An 18091-nucleotide genomic window follows, 5' to 3' on the forward strand; every position below is an offset into this window, starting at 1 on the left:
GGCCCGTTCCCCTTCGTTCGCTCAGGTCTTCCTCACCGGAGGTGAGGCAGATCGGTTTCCAGCATCCAACGCTCTTTGTCCTCGTCATAGCGCCACGTCTCCTCCTCGACCATGCTGCGCTCGGTGAGTTCGTCCGGGCGCAGGTAGCGGATTTCGACCGTCTGGAACAGTAGGGCGGAGGGCTCCTCGCTGTGCCTGTAGCGCACCTGGTAACCCGTGACCTTGTAGCCCTTCAGGCGGTCGAGTCTCTGCCCGGGACGGGGCCTGGGGATCTGGTAGCTCGCGGCCTTTTCCCACTGGCCCCAGCGGATCGCCGATTCATATCCCGTCAGGGTTTCGTCCTGCCGCATCAGCCCGATGTCGTGGCTGCAGCCAGTGAGCAATGCCATCGCGAGCGCAAGGATGGGGAAATTCCTGGGCATTGGGCGTTTGACGTGTGATTCGGGCGGGTCCGAAATTATATAATGCGTCGGTAAGCTTGCTGGGATGACGGGATTCGTGCCAGCGTCGGGCATCCTGTTCCCCCATGGGGAACGATCCATGGAGAAATCATATGAGCCAGTCTTTAGAACAGAAAGACAGCGGATTGTCGAGCAAGGCCATGCGCGTTCTCGCCGTCGTGATGGCGGTGCTCGCGGTCATCTATTTCCTCCCGGCATTCATGTCGAGAACCACGGAAATCAACGGGGTGTCCAAGGCCGCCGCATACAAGTCGGCGATGAAGGTCAAGCGTTATCTGTCGACCAACGATCGGGTAATTTTCGATACGGCTTTCGGTCTGCTGGACAAGATCAAGTCCCAGGAGGGGCCGGACGCCTTCGCCAAGGCGGTGGACGGCATGACGCCGGAGGAGGTCATCGAACTGGCACGGACCGAGATCAATGCCAGGATCGCCATGGGGGACCCGGAGTTCAGGCAGTACGCTTCCTGGGACGACATGATCGCCAAGCTGGTGGATACCAGCCTCGGCTCCCCGCGTTCACGCCAGGGCGCAGGCCAGCAGCCGGCACCGCTGCGCCAGTCGGAGCGTCCCGGTCGTCCGCAGTGAGTCTTGGAGGGACCCCGGGCGCCGAGGCGGTTGCGCTCGCGCCGTCCGGCGGCCACGACCATCAGGGGTGCATAGATCGCGCCCTGAGCCGTGCCGAAAAACTCTGCAGCGAGCGCGGCGTTCGCTTCACCCCGTTGCGGCGCCAGGTGCTCGCGCTGATCTGGGAAAATCACGAGGCGGTCAAGGCTTACGACCTGCTCGAACTGCTCAAGCCGTTCGATCCGTCGGCCAAGCCCGCAACCGTATACCGGGCGCTGGATTTCCTGCTGGAGCAGGGCTTCATCCACCGTGTCGAAAGCCTCAATGCCTTCATCGGCTGCAGTGACGTAGGGCGCCAGCACGAACTCCTGCTGCTGATCTGCGACCGCTGCCACACGGTCGAAGAGCGTGCCGCCTCATCCGTCATGGCCGCGGTGGCCGCAGAGATCGCGTCGGCCGGCTTTCGCGTTCGCTACAAGGCGCTGGAAATACACGGCATCTGCACGGCTTGTGCCGCGCGAGAAGGTTCCGTTTGAGTTCTTCCTCGATTCCTTGCTGACCGCAGTCGCGGTCAGCCGCTCCGTCCTGGCCCGTGTCCCCGGGCTGGCTTGTAGTTGTTACTTTATAACATATATAATTTCGCCCGCCGCCGGAATGGCTCTTGGGGTTGGCCGCGAGTGCTTGTCGGAAGATTGCGGAGCGGCCGGCGCGAGACAAGTGACGATATAACATCGGTACGGATTCAAGAGGCGTCATGCTCAAACGATTTTCCCTGTCTTCGTGCTTCATCGTGTTGGCCGTGCCGCTCCATGCCGCCGAGGTTTCCGAGCCGGAGGGCAAGCAGGACCCTGGCGGGAAGGATCGGCCCGCCTCCGGTGCGGAGCCGGCTCCCGTGCAGCTCGAACCGGTCGTCATCAGCAGTCCGTTGGAAGAAAAGGTCTCCGAAATGGCGCGGCCGGTGACCGTGCTGACGGGCAGCGAATTGCGCCGGAAAATCGGGGGCACGATCGGTGAAACCCTCAAGCAGGAAGCCGGCGTGACCAGCGAATCCTTCGGTCCCGGCGTAGGCATACCGGTGATCCGGGGGCAGACGGGGCCGCGTGTCCAGGTAATGACCAACAGCATAGGCACCGGCGACGTCTCCCAGATCAGCCCGGACCATGCCAATGCGGTGGAGCCGGTGCTGGCCGACCGCGTGGAAGTACTGCGCGGGCCGGCGACCCTGCTGTACGGCAGCGGGGCCATCGGCGGCATCGTCAACGTCCTCGACAACCGCATTCCCTCGCTGGTGCCGGACAAGCCGATGACGGTGACCGGGGAACAGCGGTTCAACTCGGTCTCGGGCCAAACCACGACCAATCTCAAGGTGGAGGGCGGCCAGGATCTGGTGTCCTATCATCTGGACGGGTTTTACCGCGATGGTAACAATCTGCACATTGGCGGTCCGGCGATCGCCGAGACTCAGGCGCGCCAGACCGATCTGGCTTTGCAAGGCAGCCCGATCCAGAATTCCTACGGCGTCATCCCCAACACCGAAAATCGGGCCAAGGGCGGTTCCGCCGGGTTTTCCCTGGTGGGCGAGCCGGGCTTCGCCGGGGTGTCGATCAACTATCTCGGCAACAACTACGGCATTCCACCCGACGGATCTCCCGGCGGAGGCAATACCCGCATCAACCTGAAGGAGTCGCGCTACGACTTCAAGAGCGAGCTGAATGCGCCGGTGGATTTCGTCGAGGCCGTGCGCATGCGCTTCGGCCACGTCAATTACACCCACACCGAGCTGGATGACAGCGTGGCGGCCGCTCGGTTCAACAAGACGACCAACGAAGGCCGTCTCGAAGTGGTCCACCAGCCGATCGGCATCTTGAAGGGCGTCGTTGGGGTGCAGATGAGCTCGGCGGATTTCGAGGCGATCGAGATCGGTTCGCCCGACGCGCTGGTGCCCAAGTCCCAACTCGGCAGCTACGGCGTGTTCGCCGTCGAATCCTTCGAGCTGGGTGCGGGTTTCTACGAACTAGGGCTGCGCGGGGAATCGGACTCCGTCGATCCGCAGGGCGGTCCCAACCGCAGTTACGCGCCGATCAGTGCCTCCGGCTCGGCCCAATGGAAGTTCGACGACGAAAATTCCGTCAGTTTTGCCGTCACCCGGTCGCAGCGGGCGCCCCAGGTGCAGGAGCTGTTTACGCACGGGATACACGACGCCACCCACAGCTACGAGCTGGGCAATCCCAATCTCACCGAGGAAACTTCCTACAACTTCGACTGGGGCTACCGCTACAAAGGGCGGGGAGTCAGCGCCGAGCTCAACGTGTTCCAGAATTTCGTGAACGACTACATCTACCAGCAGATCACGGATGAGGTGTTCAACGAAGATACCGAACAGTTCGAGAAAGTGTGCACCAGTCCGGGCGCCTGTTTCCCGGTGGTGCAGACCACTCAGGCCGGCGCGTATTTCCTGGGCTACGAAGGCAACGTCAGATTTCCGCTGATGGAGAACCATTACGGCGTGATCGATCTGACCCTGTTCAGCGACTTCACCCGCGGCCAGTTCGTCAACGGCGGCAACGTGCCGCGCATGCCGCCGCTGCGCTACGGCTTCCAGCTCGACTATGCCTACGACGAGCACTGGAGCGGCAATCTGCGGCTGACTCGCGGCGAGAAGCAGATCTATGCCGGCCAGAACGACGCCATGACCAACGGCTACGTGCTGCTCAACCTAGGTGTGCAATACGAGGTCAAGGCATTCAAGGACGCCGAAGTGCTGGTCTTCGCTCAAGGCAACAACCTGCTCAACGACAACCTCCGAAACTCCACCTCCTATCTGCGCTATTTCGCGCCGGAGGCGGGGCGCGGGGTGGAGTTGGGGCTACGGATCACCTATTGACCCTTCCAAGAACACATGCCTGCACACCGGTATGCCATGAACGCCGCCCCCCCGCGTGAGACTCCAGCGGTCCGGACCGCCGTCATCTCCGACGAGTTCGCCGATCTGGCATGCATCTATCAGGATGACGTCAATCTCTGCCTGATCCGGCGCGAGCCCGAGCCCGCGATCCGGCGCTTCGTGGGTGAACTGCTGAAGCGCGGGGACGCAATCGAATCGTCGCAGACGCTGTCCGTCGAGCATTTCGATTTTTCCTCGCTGCTGCCCGAATACCGGGAGCTGGAGGGCCATGATCCATGGTGGCGGGACGTCGCCCGGCTGACCGCCGCCTTCTGCGACCTGTTCGAAACCGGCTCGGTTGGGCTGCGTCTGCGCACGCTGAACCAGGCCATGTGCCCGCGCTTCCATGTCGATTTCGTACCCTGCCGGCTGGTGTGTACCTACGGCGGGTTGGGGACCGAGTGGCTGGCGGACGACGAGGTCGACCGCAGCAAGCTGGGGCTGGCCGGTTCGAAAGGTCTGGCCGACGAGGATTCCGGGCTGATTCTCGGCGGCGTGCGCGCCATGCCTGCCCATGCCGTCGCCCTGATGAAGGGCGCCACCTGGGCGGGGAGGGACTATCCCGGCGTCGTGCACCGCTCTCCCAGGCCAACGTCCGAACAGCCGCGCCGTCTGCTGTTGACCCTGGACCTGGTCCTATAGCGGGAGGGTTGCAGCGTGCTGACCAAACTTGCAGGCGCGTCCGTCTACGACCCGGTGCAGGGTTGGGCGGGGGAGATCCGTGATCTGTATTTCCGGGATGGGCGCGTCGCCGCCGATCCAGGGCCCGATGCCGCCATCGACGAGGTGCACGACCTTTCGGGCCATATCCTCATGGCCGGAGCGATCGACATCCACAGCCATATCGCCGGCGGCAACGTGAACACGGCGAGGGTGCTTCTGCCGGAGCAGCATCGGAACTCGATGGCGCGGTGGCTAAATCCTCCGGGGCTCACGCCATCCATGGGATTCGCCCCTTCGGGGCCTGCTTTGCGGTCCCCGTTGGCTCCCGCCGGACTTGGCCGTACGGCCGAATGGTCGAGCGCCGACATCGGCCACCGTTACGCCCGGATGGGGTATACCACCGTGGTCGAGCCGGCGGTGCTGCCGGCCAACGCCCTGGACGCCCATCTGCAGATGGCCGACATCCCCATCGTCGATACGGCGGGCCTGGCCATCCTGGGCAGCGACGATTTTCTGCTGGGATTGCTGCGCGGCAAGGCCGGCCAGGCGCAGGTCAACGACTACGTGGCATGGACGCTGCGCGCTACCCGCTGCCTGGGACTCAAGGTGATCAACGCCGGCGGGGCCGCGGCCTTCAAATGGAACGTGCGCCAGTTCGATCTGGACGATGTGGTGCCGTACTACGGTGTCAGCTCCCGCCAGATCCTGCAAACGCTGCAGCGGGCCGTGTGCGAGCTGGGCATCCCGCATCCCGTGCACGTCCACTGCAACAATCTGGGTGTGCCGGGCAACGTGGAAACCGCCGTCGCCACCATGGAGGCTGCGCAGGGCCTGCCCATGCATCTGGCGCACGTCCAGTTCTACGGTTACGGCAAGGAGGGCGCCAAGGGTTTTTCGTCGGGCGCGGCGCGTCTGATGGAGGCCTTCCACCGCCACCCCAACATCACCATGGATGTGGGTCAGGTGCTGTTCGGGCAGACGGTGACCGTTTCCGGCGACGTGATCGCGCAGTACGACCGCCACGGCGACGCCAGCCCCGGCAAATGGGCGGTGTGGGAGGCCGAGTGTGACGGCGCCGGTGGGGTGGTGCCTTACCGTTACCGGGAGCGGAGTTTCGTCAACACCCTGCAGTGGGCCGTCGGTCTCGAGATTTTCCTGCTGGCGGAAGACCCCTGGCGCCTGTTTTTCACCACCGATCATCCCAACGGCGCGCCTTTCACCGCCTATCCGGAACTGATCCGCTTGCTGATGGACGCCGACTATCGTGCATCGGTCATGGCCCGGCTCGATCAGGAGGCGCTGGCCTTGACGCTTTTGCCCCACCTGCGCCGGGAGTTTTCCCTCCATGACATTGCGGTCATGACGCGGGCGGCGGCGGCGCGTCTTCTGGGTTTGGAAGACCGTGGCCACCTGTGTCCCGGAGCCATTGCCGATGTCGCGGTCTACCGGCCCCAGGCGGACAGGCGGGCGATGTTCGCCGATGCGGCATGGGTATGGAAAGGCGGAAGACTCGTGGTTCGCGAGGGCGCCGTAGTCGATCGCCCGGCGGGTTCGGCGCTGACCATCGAGCCTTGCTACGACAGGCGCATCGAGCGCGACGTCAAGGCCTATTTCGATCGCTTCTACAGCCTGTCGCTGGACCATTTCACCGTGGGCGGCGTGGCTTTCGAACGCGAAGATGCCGAGCGTTTCCGCTCGATTCGGGCGGCATGAGAGCCGGTGGCGTACGGCGTGGGCCCTCCGGGATTTCGAAGCGATCGGGGACGAGGCATGGAGGAAGAAGGTCTGGCCATCGACGACGTGCAAGGCCGAGCGGACCTGCGCCGGATAGACATCGACAGGGTCGGGATCAAGGGCATTCGCCATCCGGTGAGGGTCCGGGATCGAAGTCTGGGCGAACAGCACACCGTCGCCCGTTTCGACATGGCAGTGAGTCTGCCGCACCATTTCAAGGGAACCCATATGTCGCGCTTCGTGGAGATCATCAATGGCCACGACTGCGAGATCGACATCGTCTCCTTCGAGGCGATGCTGGCGGAAATGATGCAGCGCCTGAACGCCGAGGCGGGTCGCATCGAAATGCGTTTTCCCTATTTTCTGGAAAAACGCGCGCCGGTGACAGGTGTCCGGAGTCTCATGGATTACGAGGTCGCCTTGATCGGCGAAGTTTCCGTCGCCGCAACGACGACATGGCTTGGTGTGACCGTGCCGGTCACCAGCCTGTGCCCTTGTTCCAAGGCGATTTCCGAACGCGGCGCTCACAACCAGCGCTCTCATGTCAAGACCGCCGTGCGCATGCGTGATTTCGTGTGGATCGAAGAGCTGATCGAGTGGGTGGAGGCAGAGGCCTCCTCACCGATTTACGGCCTCCTGAAACGTCCCGACGAAAAGTACGTCACCGAATACGCCTATGACCATCCCCGCTTCGTGGAGGATCTGGTACGCGGCGTGGCCGCCCGCCTGGACACCGAACCGCGCATCGCGGCATATGCGGTCGAGGTGGAAAATTTCGAGTCCATCCACAACCATTCGGCCTACGCGCTGATCGAGCGCGACAAGCGGACGGCGGACGCTTGAGACCTCGGCCTTCTGCCGCTGGCGGCCTTGGATTCCCTGGGACGGGAGCCGACGCGATCGAATAGAATGGCAGGCCCGAAATCGCCCGGACCGTTCCATGAACCGATTGCTCGCCTTGCTCGCCCAGGATCGCCCGCTGATCATGGGCATCCTCAACGTCACCCCCGACAGTTTCTCCGACGGCGGCCTGTATGACGATGTCGAGCAGGCCGTCCGCCGCGGCGTGTTCATGGCGGGAGAGGGCGCCGACGTGATCGACGTGGGGGGAGAGTCGACCCGGCCGGGAGCGGAGCCGGTCGAGGCCGCGGTCCAACTGGCTCGTGTGGTGCCGGTCATCGAACGCCTGCGGGGGCTGCTCCCCGGACGGGTGGCGATCAGCGTCGATACGACACAGGGGGAAGTGGCCCGCGCGGCCCTGAGGGCCGGTGCCGATCTGATCAACGACGTGTCCGCGGGGCGGGATGATTCCGCGATGCTGCCGCTGGCGGCGGCCGAGCGCGCGCCGGTCGTGCTGATGCACATGCAGGGTACGCCTTTGACCATGCAGGAGCGACCGCATTACGAAGACGTGGTTGCCGAAGTGCTGGCGTTCCTGCTGGAGCGGGCGGAGGCAGCCGGGCGCGCCGGCGTTCCGCACGACTCCATCCTGCTCGATCCGGGCATCGGCTTCGGCAAGCGGCGGGACGACAATCTGAAGCTGATGGCCCACCTGGACCGCTTCGTCGCAACGGGGTATCCGGTGCTGCTGGGCACCAGCCGGAAGCGCTTCATGGGGGCGGTCTGCGGCGAAACCGAGCCGGCGGCGCTGGTGCCGGCGACGGTGGCGACGACTGCGCTGGGTGTATCAGCCGGCGTGCGGGTGTTCCGGGTTCACGACGTGAAGGAGAATCGGCAGGCGGCGGATGTCGCGGAGGCGATCCGCCGAGCGCGGCTTTAGGTCTTCAGGCCGCCTGAACCGGGATGGCGTGGCTGGTCCGGGTGATTTGGTTGTTTTCGTCGACGTAGACGAGGTTCGGCCGGTAGGCGGCCAGTTCGGCCTGGTTCAAACCGACGTAGGCGCAGATGATGACGATATCGCCCACGGCGGCGAGGCGGGCGGCTGCGCCGTTGACTGAGATGGTGCCGGATCCGTCGGCGGCGCGGATGGCATAGGTGGTAAAGCGTTCCCCGTTGTTGACGTTGTAGATCTGGATTTGCTCGTATTCGCGAATGCCGGCACAGTCGAGCAGTGAGCCGTCGATGGCGCAGGAGCCTTCGTATTCGAGCTCCGAATGGGTCACACGCGCTCGGTGCAACTTGGCTTTCAACATCGTGGTTTGCATTGAGCGTACCTGTCAGGTCTGATCAGGGCGTGGGATTATGCCGGATGGGCCGGAGCGTAGCAATCCGGCGACTGTGGCGAATCGGAAACAATCCATTTCGTCAACGGGTTGTGTCGAGGGAAATCAGGACGTTGTCGATCAATCGTGCCCTGCCCAGATGCGCCGCGGCCAGGATCACGAGTGCGCTGTCGTCTGCCGAAGGCGCGGCGAGGTCCTGCTGTCGCCGGATGCTGACATAATCGACCGAAAAACCACCGGCTTCGAGTGTCGCGCTGGCTTCTTGCTCGATGCGGGCATAGTCCCGTTCTCCCGCGCGCACGGCTTCGGCGGCCTGGTTCAGGGTGCGGAAGATGAGGGAGGCGCGTTCCTTCTGCTCCGGGCTGAGATAGGCGTTGCGGGAGCTCATGGCGAGGCCGCTGGGCTCGCGGACCGTCGGGACACCCATGATCGTCACGGCCATGTCGAGGTCGCGCACCATCTTGCGGATGACGGTCAGTTGCTGAAAGTCCTTTTCGCCGAACAAGGCGAGGTCCGGCCGGACCCGGTTCAACAGCTTGCAGACCACGGTAGCGACGCCGCGGAAATGGCCGGGCCGGAATTTTCCGCAGAGCTGTTCCGACAGGCCGGGTACTTCGACAAAGGTGGCCGGCTGGCCGTCATCGGGGTAGACGTCGGCGGCGTCGGGCAGATACAGCAGGTCGGCCTGATGGGCGCGCAGTCGTTCGATGTCCTGTTCGGGCGTGCGGGGATAGGCGGCCAGATCTTCGTCGGGTCCGAACTGGGTCGGGTTGACGAAGATGCTGACCACGACCCGCCGGGCCTTGGTCTTCGCCGTGTCGACCAGATGCAGATGGCCGGCGTGCAGGTTGCCCATCGTAGGTACGAACGCGATGCTGTCGTCTGCCGCCCGCCAGGGCGCCAGGACCGCTTCCAGCTCCGTTTTGGTGGAGACGATTTTCATGGACCGTCGCGGCCGAAACTGTGCCTGTCGCCCGGGAAGATGCCGGCCTTGACCTCGCGCACGTAGGCCGAGACGGCCTCACGAACCCCTGCATTGCCGGCGAGGAAGTCTTTGCAGAAACGCGGGAGTCGTGCGCTCATGCCCAGCATGTCCTGCCAGACCAAGACCTGGCCGTCGCAATGCCGCCCGGCGCCGATGCCAATGGTGGGGATGTCGACCGCGCCGGTGATTTCCTGCGCCAGCTCCCAGGGGATGCATTCGAGCACCAGGAGCATTGCGCCGGCCTCGGCCAACTGGCGGGCATCTTCGACCATGCGGCATGCCGATTCGGCGTCGCGACCCTGCAGCGCGTAACGGCCCAGCCGGTGGATGGCTTGCGGCTGCAGGCCCAGATGGCCGCATACCGGGACATTCTGTTCCGTCAGGAACCGGACCACGTCGAGCCGTTCCCGCCCGCCTTCCAACTTGACCACCTGCGCCCCGCCGTCGCGGATCAGCCGGGCGGCGCTGCGGACCGCCTGTTCCGGAGTGCAATAGCTCAGGAAAGGGAGGTCGGCCAGTACCAGTGCACGGCGCGCGGCTCGCTGCACGCAGGCGGTGTGGTACACCATGTGGTCGAGCGTGACACTCAAGGTGGTGGGCTGGCCCTGGATGACGTTGCCGAGCGAATCGCCCACCAGGATGACCTCGATGCCGGCTTCGTCCTGCAAGGCTGCGGACGATGCGTCGTAGGCAGTGAGGCAGGCGATTTTTTCGCCGCGCCGCTTCATGGCGAGCAGGTCGGGCAGAGTCACCGGATCAGTCATGGGCGATGACCGAAAGGCCCCGCAAGGGGCAGTTCCGGACCAGTTCTCGCAAGGGGCCCCGGTCGGGAATGTCGAGGTCGGGCGCGATTTCCGCCAGCGGATACAGCACAAATTCCCGTTCGGCGATGCCAGGATGCGGCAGCCTCAGGGTCTCCGTGTCGAGTACGAGATCGTCGTAGAGCAGCAGGTCGAGGTCGAGTGTCCGGGGCCCCCAGCGTTCGCCGGTCCGTACCCGGCCGTGGATCCGCTCGATCCGTTGCAGGGCGTGGAGCAGCGCCTGCGGTGCCAGGGAGGTGGCGACGGCCATGACGGCATTGACGTAATCCGGCTGGCCGCTCGGCCCCATCGGAGCACTGCGGTAAAGGCTGGAAAAGGCGAGTTCCCGCACGCCGGGGACGGCACCGATGGCCCGCCGGGCTGTCCGCACGGTTTCGGCCGCATTGCCGAGATTGCCGCCGAGACCGATGTAGGCCTTGCTTTCGCCGCTCATTCCGGGAAAGGATCAGGCCGCCGCTACCGGAGGGCGTCCGCGCCGTTTCCGGGGCCTGGATTTTCCGCCGGACCTGCGGCCGGTGCGGGTCATGGCCTTCTGCTCGGCTTCATCGGCAGACTGGAACCGAGTCCACCATTCCGCCAGCTCCGGTTCGGCTTCGCCGGTCTCCGCCCGCAGGACGAGGAAATCATAGGCGGCACGGAAACGCGGATGGCTCAGGAGGCGGAAGGGACGCCCCCCTTGCGTCTTGTCGAAACGGGACTGCAGCAGCCAGATTTCCCGCATCGGGAGCCCGATCGTCTTCGGGAAGGCGGTGTGTCGGATCTGGCGGGAGATGACCTTCGATGCGGCCTCCTGATAAGCCACGATGGGGTTCTCGCCCTCGGCGATCCGGGCTTCGGCCCGGCTGCGGACCGGCTCCCACAGCAAGGCGGAGAACAGGAAATAGGGTGCGACGGCTTTGTCTTCCTGCACGCGCTGGTCGGTGCGTTCCAGCGCCTTGGCCAGGAAAATCAACGGGAACCCGCCATTTTCGCGGGCCAGGCAGTTTTCCGTTTCAGGGAAAAGCGAACCGAACAGCCGGAAATGGCGAAGCTGTTCGAAGGTCTGTACCGCGTAACCTGCCAGGAACAACTTGACGATCTCGTCGTAGAGGCGGGCCGCCGGAATGTCCCGCAGCAGGTCGGCCAGGCGGTGAATCGGTTCGGCGCAGCTCGGATGCAAGGTGAAGCCGAGCTTCACCGCAAACCGGATCGCCCGCAGCATCCGCACCGGGTCTTCCCGGTAACGCTGTTCGGGATCACCGATGAGTCGCAGCGACGCGTTGCGGTGGTCGTCCATTCCTCCCACGTAATCGATGACCGAGAAGTCGCTGATGTTGTAATACAGCGCATTGACCGTGAAATCGCGCCGGAAGGCGTCTTCCTCGATGGTGCCGTAGACGTTGTCGCGCAGAATGCGTCCGCCTTCGGTAACATGCTCGTCGTGCGGCTCGCGGGTCAATGCGCGGAAGGTGGCGACCTCGATGATCTCCTCGCCGAAGTGTACATGGGCGAGGCGGAAGCGGCGGCCGATCAACCTGCAGTTCCGGAAAACGGCTTTGATTTCCTCGGGGTGGGCATCGGTGACCACGTCGAAATCTTTCGGTTCCCGCCCCAGCAGCAGGTCCCGCACGCAGCCGCCGACCAGGTAGGCCTGATAACCCGCTTTACGCAGTCGATAGAGCACCTTCAGCGCATTGTCGCTGATCAGCGCGCGCGAGATCGAATGTTCGGAGCGGGAATAAATCCGCGGACCGGCGGAAACGGGATCCGGCGCTGCCGCAGCGGCGGGACGCAACGCACCGATCAGCCGTTTGATGAAGGCGAAGATTTCCAGAGGATTTGTTGGTTGTTTGGTTATAGGAAGTTGTACGGAAATCATAACCCAGCTCCAAGACCGGCTCAATCGAGCGCCCCTTGCGGCGCTCGTATCCATCGTCGAAATTCATAACTCGATGTCCAGAGACGAAATTTACAGACAGTCACAGTCATTCCTCGACGACTTCGGATTCGGTGAGAGCGTTGCGACCGTGTTCGATGACATGTTGGAGCGCTCGGTGCCCTTCTATGCCGAACTGCAGCGCATGATCGCCGAAATGGCCGGCGACTTCGCCATGCCGCACACCCGCATCTACGATTTCGGCTGCTCCACGGGCACCACCTTGATCGGCCTGGACCAGGCTATCGGGCCGCGTGGACTGACACTGGTGGGGGTCGACAACTCCCAGGAAATGCTGGCGAAATGCCGCGCCAAGATGGCAGGGCACGCCTTCGCCAACGCCGTCGAGCTGACCCGTGCCGACCTGAATCAGGGGGTCGTCATGGAGAACGCCTCGCTGGCCTTGATGATACTGACCTTGCAGTTCGTCCGCCCGCTCTACCGCGACAGGCTGGTCAGGGCCATCCACGACGGGCTGGAGGAAAATGGCGCGCTGGTTCTGGTGGAGAAAGTGCTCGGCGAGAGCTCCCTCTTCAATCGCTCCTTCATCAAGTACTACTACGAATTCAAGAAGCGCAACGGCTACACCGAACTGGAGATTGCCCAGAAGCGCGAAGCCCTGGAAAACGTCCTGGTACCGTACAAGCTGGCGGAGAACCTCGAGATGCTCGAATCGGCCGGCTTCCGCTACGTCGACGTGTTCTTCAAGTGGTACAACTTCGTCGGCATAGTGGCCGTCAAGTGAGGGCATCTGGAGATGTGCGCAGTCATGTAGTATCATGTGCCCCTCTTCCAAGACGGTTGAGCGGTATCCGGAAGCTTCCGGGACTGCCGGTTTTCGATCTGTCCCCATCGTCTAGAGGCCCAGGACACCGCCCTCTCACGGCGGCGACGGGGGTTCGAATCCCCCTGGGGACGCCATGACTTCACCGGGCTGAAGTGCCGAGGCCGCCCGTCCATGACGGATGCGTTCCGGGCTTTTTGGCCGACATCCTCCTTCCATTTCCATGTTGGCCAATGTCGTGATCTCCGGGTGACCGGTGTCGGCCCGGCGTTGCCGTCGAGCTTCTGTCCTGCTCGAAACGGAAAACGAGTTCTTGAACGGGCGAAGGTCCCCGGGTCCAGAACGTCGGACGTTCCGGGGTCTGGCGGTCGACGAACCCGGAGCTGCTCCCGGCCGCGCCACCTGTTGATAGAATCCATGCGGGCCGGTCGCCAATGGTGAAAAGCCCATTTCCTATGCCATCCACAGACGCAGGAGGAATCATGAATCACAGATATTCGGGCGCGATTTTGGGTTTGGCCGGCGTGCTGTTTGGCATTGTGGTTCACGCTCGGGGGTTTGGGGGTGCAGTGCAGCAGTCCTCACGGGCGGCGCAACAGGAACGCCAGCAGAGCGCGGAGCAGATGCAGCAATCCCGACAGCAGAACCTCCAAGGCATGCAGGAGTCTGCGCAACAGAACCGGAATGCGAACCAGCAAAGCCGTCAACAATATTCGGCGGAAAAGACTTATCAGCGTCAGCTGACGGGGTCGCAGGTCCATGGTCAGCGGGCACGGGCATACGATGACGTCCAGGAAAATATCCAGCAGACGGAGAAGCGACGGGGAGCCGCGATGTTGCTGGGCGGAGCGTTACGCGCAAAGCAGATGCAACAGCAGCAAGCGCAGCCACAGCAGTAGGAATCCAGAACCGCCAAAAGAAGCCCGCAGTCGCACGAAGCCACTGCGGGACTCTGGAAATTCCCGCCCATCCCGGCAAGATTGCCACGCCGGCGTGAACCAGGGGGGGTGTCACGCCGTAGCCCGTTTTTGGTCTGGTCCGAACGTGGCGGGCTTCAGTGTGTAGGGAAAGATTTACGGGATGATGTCGCCCGTATGGCGATCAGGAGAAGGTCCGGCTCGATCGGAAATTCCGGCTTGTCGAAGCCGGTGGTGTCCAGAGCGGACGGTACGGACCGAAACTTCGGCATCACCGCGTTCATGGGGCATCCTCTGCACGTCGCCGGGACCGGGATCGCCGCGGTGACCGACGCTGTCCTCGTGGTGCCTATGCCCTTCGAACATGAGGGTTGACGTCGTGAATGTACGGCAAGGAAGCCGCCGGTGAGCCGCCAGCGGGTTTCCGAGCTTCAAGGGTGGCGGCCGGCCGGTGAAAACCGGCCTCTGGACGCTCCGTTCACGGGCGCTCTTGAACCGTCCGCTCCCAATCGTAAATGCCCATTTCCAGGAGTTTTTCGGGGCCTCCAGGCGGAACCGCGTTGTTCGCGAGAACGATGTAAGGAGCTGTGGCCATGGCGTGACCGATGGAGCCCGGGGGGACGAACTCATGTTTCACCACCACGAAAATTTCCCGGTACCTCACGCCCTGATTCGCTCCGACGCGCAGCACGCTCTTTGCGAGATTCCGGCGTATCAGGCGAAAGTAGTGTTCCCCTGGCGGGTTTCGGCCGGATCGGCCTCGATGTTTGCCGCACAGCTCCATGATCGCGCTTGCGTCGGTAGCGCGATGCGCGGCGATGGCTATGGCGACGCCGCACCAGACCGTTGCCGGGCCCGGTGCCGTGATCTCCTTGTGGGCGGCGATGACCTGAGCACCGGGGAGCAAAGGAAAACGCGGGGCATCGCGGGTGCCCAGGAGACGCGCTGCCGCGTCCAGAAGCGGATCGGCGGGGTAGACAGGGGTGCCGCCCGTCTTGGACTCCCCAATCTCGAACAGTTTGCGTTCGCCGATCTCCGCTGCCTTGGCAACGTCATATCCCCAGATGGCTCCATTGACGCCGACGAAGGACGAGGCCACGATGAGGTTGATTTGTCCCAGGTAAGCCCCGTTCGCTTCCGCGCGATCGAAAGCCAAGGTTCCGTCCAGACCTTCCCCGGTTTGTCCGGTTATGGCCAGTTCTCTTCGTGTCTGGCCGGTGTGCAGAGTGATCAATGCGATATACCCCAGGCCGCTGGCGCCGGGATTGCCGTAGCCGTCGGAATGGGCGGGGAAGGGACCAACCGCGCCTTTGACGACCTCCGGGAGTGACAAAGCCGGCGGCACTCGAGGAAGCCCCGCCGGGGGATCGTTTCGTGCCGGAACGCCGGAGAAGACCGGCGTCAGTCCGTCCAGGACGGCCAGAAGCACTGCGAGGGCCGTCTTCGCGTAAGGGACGGTTCGAGCCGGATTTGCAAGATCTGTATCCACTTTGAGTCCCCCTCTGAGCCGGCGGTGGTGGAATTGTCCACGAAGTTGCAGTGAGTTTACCGAACCGGAGCCTTTTTCGGTTGACGCCCGCCGGTCTTGGCTTCACGCTGACGCCATTGGCGATACACACCCACCCGCTATGGCTTCCGAAAATACTTTCCTGCCCGCGGATCTCGTGGAAACCGATCCGCTACTCGGCGTCCTGCGGCTGGCGGCATTGTCGGCGGGCTCGGACGGGCCGCCGGACGACGCCACGCTGGATCTCATGTTCGAGCGGATGCCGGCCGGCCGGATTGACGATGAACTTTCAGCCGCAGCATGGCGTGAGCTGGCCCGTGGCCTGATGGGGCAAAGACCTTCGAACATGTTGGTCGCGCTTTCCGGCTGTGGCGCGTTGGGGCGGGTGTTGCCGGAGGTGGCGGCCCTGTTCGGCGTCCCGCAGATAGCGGACGATCCGCCCCAGGTCGATATCGGCCAACACCTGCTGCGCGTCCTGGACGAAGCGGCCCGCTGCAACGCGCCGCTGCCGGTCCGGTTCGCCGCGCTGGTGATGCACGTCGGCAAGTCGGACTCACCGCCCGAGCACCTGCCGGTTCACTACCGCCACGTCGAGCGGGGACGCCCGCGCATCGATGCGCTGTGCCAACGTTTCGGCGTGCCTGAAGCGTGCCGTGAACTCGCGTTGTTGGCACTGAGCGAATGCGAGCGGGTGCACCGGGTCACGGAAGTGCGTGCGGGGCCCATCGCCGCAATGCTGGAGCGGGTCGGGGCGTTCGACCGTCCGGATCGCTTCGGCCAACTGCTGATGCTCTGCGCCTGCGACTACCGCGCCTACCGAGGACATGCCGCCGGAGAATATCCCAAGGCTGCTCTGCTGCGCACCGCTTTGAGTGCCTGCGCCGGTGTCGAGCAGACCCACGGCTCCCCGGGCGCGGAGGAGTTGCAGGAGGCCCGCGCCGCGGCGATCGCCAGAGTCTTCCGGTCGGAACGCTGGTCGAGCCCGGGAACATAGGGCGCCTGGCATACGGCGGCAGGGAGGTACACGCCGCAGTCCTTGACGACAGGGACGGCGTCCGTGACGTTCCTGATCCAACGCAACCAGGTCCGCGGTCATGCAAAGCCTTCCAGCCTCATCGCCGGCGCCTCCGCCCCCTGTGTCCGGCACCTGGCTGATCAGTGCACCTTTGTGCGCATCTCCCGCAGGATGTCCTTGGGCACCGGAGCCAGCCGGCCGTCGGGCTGGACGAAGAGCCGCCCGGTTTCGATCCCGTCGAGTTTCTGTATGCCCGCCCGGCTCAAGCGGCAGATGTCGCCGTTCTGGACGACGCAGGCATGCGGAACGTGGCAGGCGGCGGCCAGTTCCGCATTGGCGGCGAGATGCCTCGGCGTCCCGTGCACCGGAATCACGGCCGGCGGCTGGACCCACTCATAGAGCTGGCGCAGGTCTTCTTGGGCGGGATGGCCGGATACATGCACCCTCGCGTCGGCGTCGGTCACCAGGTGGACACCGGTTTCACGCAGGCGCTGATGAATCCGTGCAACCGCGTGCTCGTTGCCGGGTATCACCCGTGACGAGAAGACGACGGTATCGCCGGCGTCCAGCGACAGGTCGCGATGCAGGTCCTGGGCGAGCCGTGCCAATGCCGACCGGGGTTCGCCCTGGCTGCCGGTGCAGGCAGCGAAGACCTCGCTGCGGGGCAGATGCCCGATGTGGCGGGCTTCCACGAGTTCGGGCAGATCGTCCGGCCAGTGGCCGGTAGCGCGGGCGACGGCCACCATGTGTTCCATCGCCGGGCCTGCCACGCCGAAGCGCCGGCCCAAGGTCCGGGCGACCCGCGCCAGGGTGACGAGGCGCGCGATGTTGCTGGCGAAGGCCGTCACGACGATGCGTCCCGCCGCCTCCGCTCCCAACGCCAGCAGCGGTTCGTACAAGTCGCCCTCGAAGCCGGTGCGGCCGGGGACCATGGCGTTGGTGGAATCGCAGACCATTGCCAACAACGGTTCGCGCCGAAGGGCGGAAAGCCGGGAGTGGTCGTAGCCGCGTCCCACCACGGGGCGGTCGTCCAGTTTCCAGTCGCCGGTATGCAGGACGGCGCCGACGGGTGTGCCGATCAGCAGCGTATTGGGTTCCGGGATGGAATGCGTCATGACGATGTATTCGACCGCGAACGGTCCGATCCGGAACCGTTCTCCGGGGGAGACTTCGACGAGCGGCGCGTCGTCGATTCCGGCGCGCGCGAGCTTGGTTCGCGCCAACGCCGCAGTGAAGGGAGTCGCATAGACCGGACAGCGCAGCCGTTTCCAGAGGTAGGGCAGGGCACCCACGTGGTCTTCATGGCCGTGGGTCAGGACGATGCCTGCGAGACGTTCGCGGCGGGCCGCGATGAACGCCGGGTCGGGCATCATCACGGCATGGTCCGGGAAATCGTCGCCGCCGAAGGTGATGCCCATGTCCACCGCGATCCAGGCGCCGTCATGGCCGTACAGCGTCAGGTTCATGCCGATTTCGCCGGTTCCGCCCAGGGGCAGGAAGAGGCACTCGCCGCGGGCGGGGATCATGAGATACTCAAAGCCGCTCTATATTTTTGGAAAATCCGCCGGGGCGCGGACTGCTTGAACACGATACGGC

General features: G+C 64.2%; 19 protein-coding genes and 1 tRNA gene. 11 read left to right on the top strand and 9 right to left on the bottom strand.

The genetic code is table 11. The annotated features are described in order from the left end of the window. Positions 1 to 32: 32 nt before the first annotated feature. Entirely contained in the window at positions 33 to 422 is a 390-nt protein-coding gene (locus H156_RS0102370) for a hypothetical protein (RefSeq protein WP_017365417.1), read from the bottom strand. A 131-nt stretch (positions 423 to 553) separates the two neighbouring features. On the opposite strand from H156_RS0102370, the gene H156_RS17425 reads away from it, so the two are divergent. The 7 genes from H156_RS17425 (at position 554) to folP (ending at position 8148) form a co-directional block, all read left to right on the top strand. After that, positions 554 to 1048, top strand: a complete 495-nt coding sequence (locus H156_RS17425) for a hypothetical protein (protein WP_017365416.1) — start codon at positions 554 to 556, stop codon at positions 1046 to 1048. Next, on the top strand, positions 1045 to 1563 hold the full coding sequence (locus tag H156_RS17430; protein ID WP_026597568.1) for a transcriptional repressor: 519 nt from the start codon (positions 1045 to 1047) through the stop codon (positions 1561 to 1563). The genes H156_RS17425 and H156_RS17430 overlap by 4 nt, the downstream gene beginning before the upstream one ends. Positions 1564 to 1781: 218 nt before the next feature. Then, the gene (locus tag H156_RS0102385; RefSeq protein ID WP_017365414.1) at positions 1782 to 3911 is read left to right on the top strand and encodes a TonB-dependent receptor; all 2130 of its coding nucleotides are present in this window, start codon (positions 1782 to 1784) and stop codon (positions 3909 to 3911) included. A 36-nt stretch (positions 3912 to 3947) separates the two neighbouring features. Further along, positions 3948 to 4613 (top strand): DUF1826 domain-containing protein, encoded by a 666-nt coding sequence (locus H156_RS0102390; RefSeq protein ID WP_238536863.1) that lies wholly within the window; start codon positions 3948 to 3950, stop codon positions 4611 to 4613. 15 nt (positions 4614 to 4628) lie between these two features. Continuing rightward, positions 4629 to 6347 carry a formylmethanofuran dehydrogenase subunit A gene (locus H156_RS0102395; RefSeq protein WP_017365412.1) on the top strand — a complete coding sequence of 573 codons (1719 nt, stop codon included), beginning with the start codon at positions 4629 to 4631 and terminating at the stop codon, positions 6345 to 6347. A gap of 57 nt (positions 6348 to 6404) precedes the next feature. Further along, positions 6405 to 7211, top strand: a complete 807-nt coding sequence (gene folE2 / locus H156_RS0102400; RefSeq protein ID WP_017365411.1) for a GTP cyclohydrolase FolE2 — start codon at positions 6405 to 6407, stop codon at positions 7209 to 7211. A gap of 97 nt (positions 7212 to 7308) precedes the next feature. Further along, positions 7309 to 8148: a dihydropteroate synthase gene (gene folP / locus H156_RS0102405; protein WP_026045957.1), complete on the top strand. Its 840-nt coding sequence runs from the start codon at positions 7309 to 7311 to the stop codon at positions 8146 to 8148. Between the two features lie 4 nt (positions 8149 to 8152). Here the strand turns inward: folP and panD are convergent, their stop codons facing one another. The 5 genes from panD to pcnB all read right to left on the bottom strand — a co-directional run bounded on the left by panD (position 8153) and on the right by pcnB (position 12215). Next, positions 8153 to 8533 carry an aspartate 1-decarboxylase gene (panD, locus tag H156_RS0102410; RefSeq protein ID WP_010961544.1) on the bottom strand — a complete coding sequence of 127 codons (381 nt, stop codon included), beginning with the start codon at positions 8531 to 8533 and terminating at the stop codon, positions 8153 to 8155. 100 nt (positions 8534 to 8633) lie between these two features. After that, positions 8634 to 9494, bottom strand: coding sequence for a pantoate--beta-alanine ligase (gene panC, locus H156_RS0102415; protein WP_010961543.1), 861 nt, complete (start codon positions 9492 to 9494; stop codon positions 8634 to 8636). After that, positions 9491 to 10300, bottom strand: coding sequence for a 3-methyl-2-oxobutanoate hydroxymethyltransferase (gene panB / locus H156_RS0102420; protein WP_017365410.1), 810 nt, complete (start codon positions 10298 to 10300; stop codon positions 9491 to 9493). The genes panC and panB overlap by 4 nt, the downstream gene beginning before the upstream one ends. Next, entirely contained in the window at positions 10293 to 10790 is a 498-nt protein-coding gene (folK, locus tag H156_RS0102425; protein WP_017365409.1) for a 2-amino-4-hydroxy-6-hydroxymethyldihydropteridine diphosphokinase, read from the bottom strand. Before folK ends, panB begins: the two co-directional genes overlap by 8 nt. A gap of 12 nt (positions 10791 to 10802) precedes the next feature. Next, entirely contained in the window at positions 10803 to 12215 is a 1413-nt protein-coding gene (pcnB, locus tag H156_RS0102430) for a polynucleotide adenylyltransferase PcnB (protein WP_017365408.1), read from the bottom strand. Positions 12216 to 12288: 73 nt separating this feature from the next. Here pcnB and cmoA point away from each other — a divergent pair, with 73 nt between their 5' ends. The 3 genes from cmoA (at position 12289) to H156_RS0102445 (ending at position 13955) form a co-directional block, all read left to right on the top strand. Further along, complete coding sequence (gene cmoA, locus H156_RS0102435) at positions 12289 to 13017, top strand: carboxy-S-adenosyl-L-methionine synthase CmoA (RefSeq protein ID WP_017365407.1); 729 nt, start codon at positions 12289 to 12291, stop codon at positions 13015 to 13017. Positions 13018 to 13117: 100 nt separating this feature from the next. After that, positions 13118 to 13193, top strand: a tRNA-Glu gene (locus H156_RS0102440). A gap of 345 nt (positions 13194 to 13538) precedes the next feature. Further along, entirely contained in the window at positions 13539 to 13955 is a 417-nt protein-coding gene (locus tag H156_RS0102445; RefSeq protein ID WP_017365406.1) for a hypothetical protein, read from the top strand. A 155-nt stretch (positions 13956 to 14110) separates the two neighbouring features. Here H156_RS0102445 and H156_RS17435 read toward each other — a convergent pair whose 3' ends face one another. Next, complete coding sequence (locus H156_RS17435) at positions 14111 to 14257, bottom strand: hypothetical protein (RefSeq protein ID WP_187148233.1); 147 nt, start codon at positions 14255 to 14257, stop codon at positions 14111 to 14113. A 194-nt stretch (positions 14258 to 14451) separates the two neighbouring features. Continuing rightward, entirely contained in the window at positions 14452 to 15402 is a 951-nt protein-coding gene (locus tag H156_RS0102455; protein ID WP_017365404.1) for a histidine decarboxylase, pyruvoyl type, read from the bottom strand. Positions 15403 to 15601: 199 nt separating this feature from the next. Here H156_RS0102455 and H156_RS0102460 point away from each other — a divergent pair, with 199 nt between their 5' ends. Next, positions 15602 to 16474 (top strand): hypothetical protein, encoded by an 873-nt coding sequence (locus H156_RS0102460; RefSeq protein ID WP_017365403.1) that lies wholly within the window; start codon positions 15602 to 15604, stop codon positions 16472 to 16474. Between the two features lie 161 nt (positions 16475 to 16635). On the opposite strand, the gene H156_RS0102465 is transcribed toward H156_RS0102460, so the two are convergent. Beyond that, positions 16636 to 18021 (bottom strand): ribonuclease J, encoded by a 1386-nt coding sequence (locus H156_RS0102465; protein WP_017365402.1) that lies wholly within the window; start codon positions 18019 to 18021, stop codon positions 16636 to 16638. Positions 18022 to 18091: the final 70 nt, after the last annotated feature.

Source organism: Methylococcus capsulatus str. Texas = ATCC 19069, from assembly GCF_000424685.1.
Taxonomy (GTDB): domain Bacteria; phylum Pseudomonadota; class Gammaproteobacteria; order Methylococcales; family Methylococcaceae; genus Methylococcus; species Methylococcus capsulatus.

What these genes read in the sequence shown, in the direction of transcription:
- H156_RS0102370 (WP_017365417.1), bottom strand. Translation starts at nt 422, where the DNA reads ATGCCCAGGAATTTCCCCATCCTTGCGCTCGCGATGGCATTGCTCACT.
- H156_RS17425 (WP_017365416.1), top strand. Translation starts at nt 554, where the DNA reads ATGAGCCAGTCTTTAGAACAGAAAGACAGCGGATTGTCGAGCAAGGCC.
- H156_RS0102385 (WP_017365414.1), top strand. Translation starts at nt 1,782, where the DNA reads ATGCTCAAACGATTTTCCCTGTCTTCGTGCTTCATCGTGTTGGCCGTG.
- H156_RS0102390 (WP_238536863.1), top strand. Translation starts at nt 3,948, where the DNA reads ATGAACGCCGCCCCCCCGCGTGAGACTCCAGCGGTCCGGACCGCCGTC.
- folE2 (WP_017365411.1), top strand. Translation starts at nt 6,405, where the DNA reads ATGGAGGAAGAAGGTCTGGCCATCGACGACGTGCAAGGCCGAGCGGAC.
- folP (WP_026045957.1), top strand. Translation starts at nt 7,309, where the DNA reads ATGAACCGATTGCTCGCCTTGCTCGCCCAGGATCGCCCGCTGATCATG.
- panD (WP_010961544.1), bottom strand. Translation starts at nt 8,533, where the DNA reads ATGCAAACCACGATGTTGAAAGCCAAGTTGCACCGAGCGCGTGTGACC.
- panC (WP_010961543.1), bottom strand. Translation starts at nt 9,494, where the DNA reads ATGAAAATCGTCTCCACCAAAACGGAGCTGGAAGCGGTCCTGGCGCCC.
- panB (WP_017365410.1), bottom strand. Translation starts at nt 10,300, where the DNA reads ATGACTGATCCGGTGACTCTGCCCGACCTGCTCGCCATGAAGCGGCGC.
- folK (WP_017365409.1), bottom strand. Translation starts at nt 10,790, where the DNA reads ATGAGCGGCGAAAGCAAGGCCTACATCGGTCTCGGCGGCAATCTCGGC.
- pcnB (WP_017365408.1), bottom strand. Translation starts at nt 12,215, where the DNA reads ATGATTTCCGTACAACTTCCTATAACCAAACAACCAACAAATCCTCTG.
- cmoA (WP_017365407.1), top strand. Translation starts at nt 12,289, where the DNA reads ATGTCCAGAGACGAAATTTACAGACAGTCACAGTCATTCCTCGACGAC.
- H156_RS0102445 (WP_017365406.1), top strand. Translation starts at nt 13,539, where the DNA reads ATGAATCACAGATATTCGGGCGCGATTTTGGGTTTGGCCGGCGTGCTG.
- H156_RS17435 (WP_187148233.1), bottom strand. Translation starts at nt 14,257, where the DNA reads ATGAACGCGGTGATGCCGAAGTTTCGGTCCGTACCGTCCGCTCTGGAC.
- H156_RS0102460 (WP_017365403.1), top strand. Translation starts at nt 15,602, where the DNA reads ATGGCTTCCGAAAATACTTTCCTGCCCGCGGATCTCGTGGAAACCGAT.
- H156_RS0102465 (WP_017365402.1), bottom strand. Translation starts at nt 18,021, where the DNA reads ATGATCCCCGCCCGCGGCGAGTGCCTCTTCCTGCCCCTGGGCGGAACC.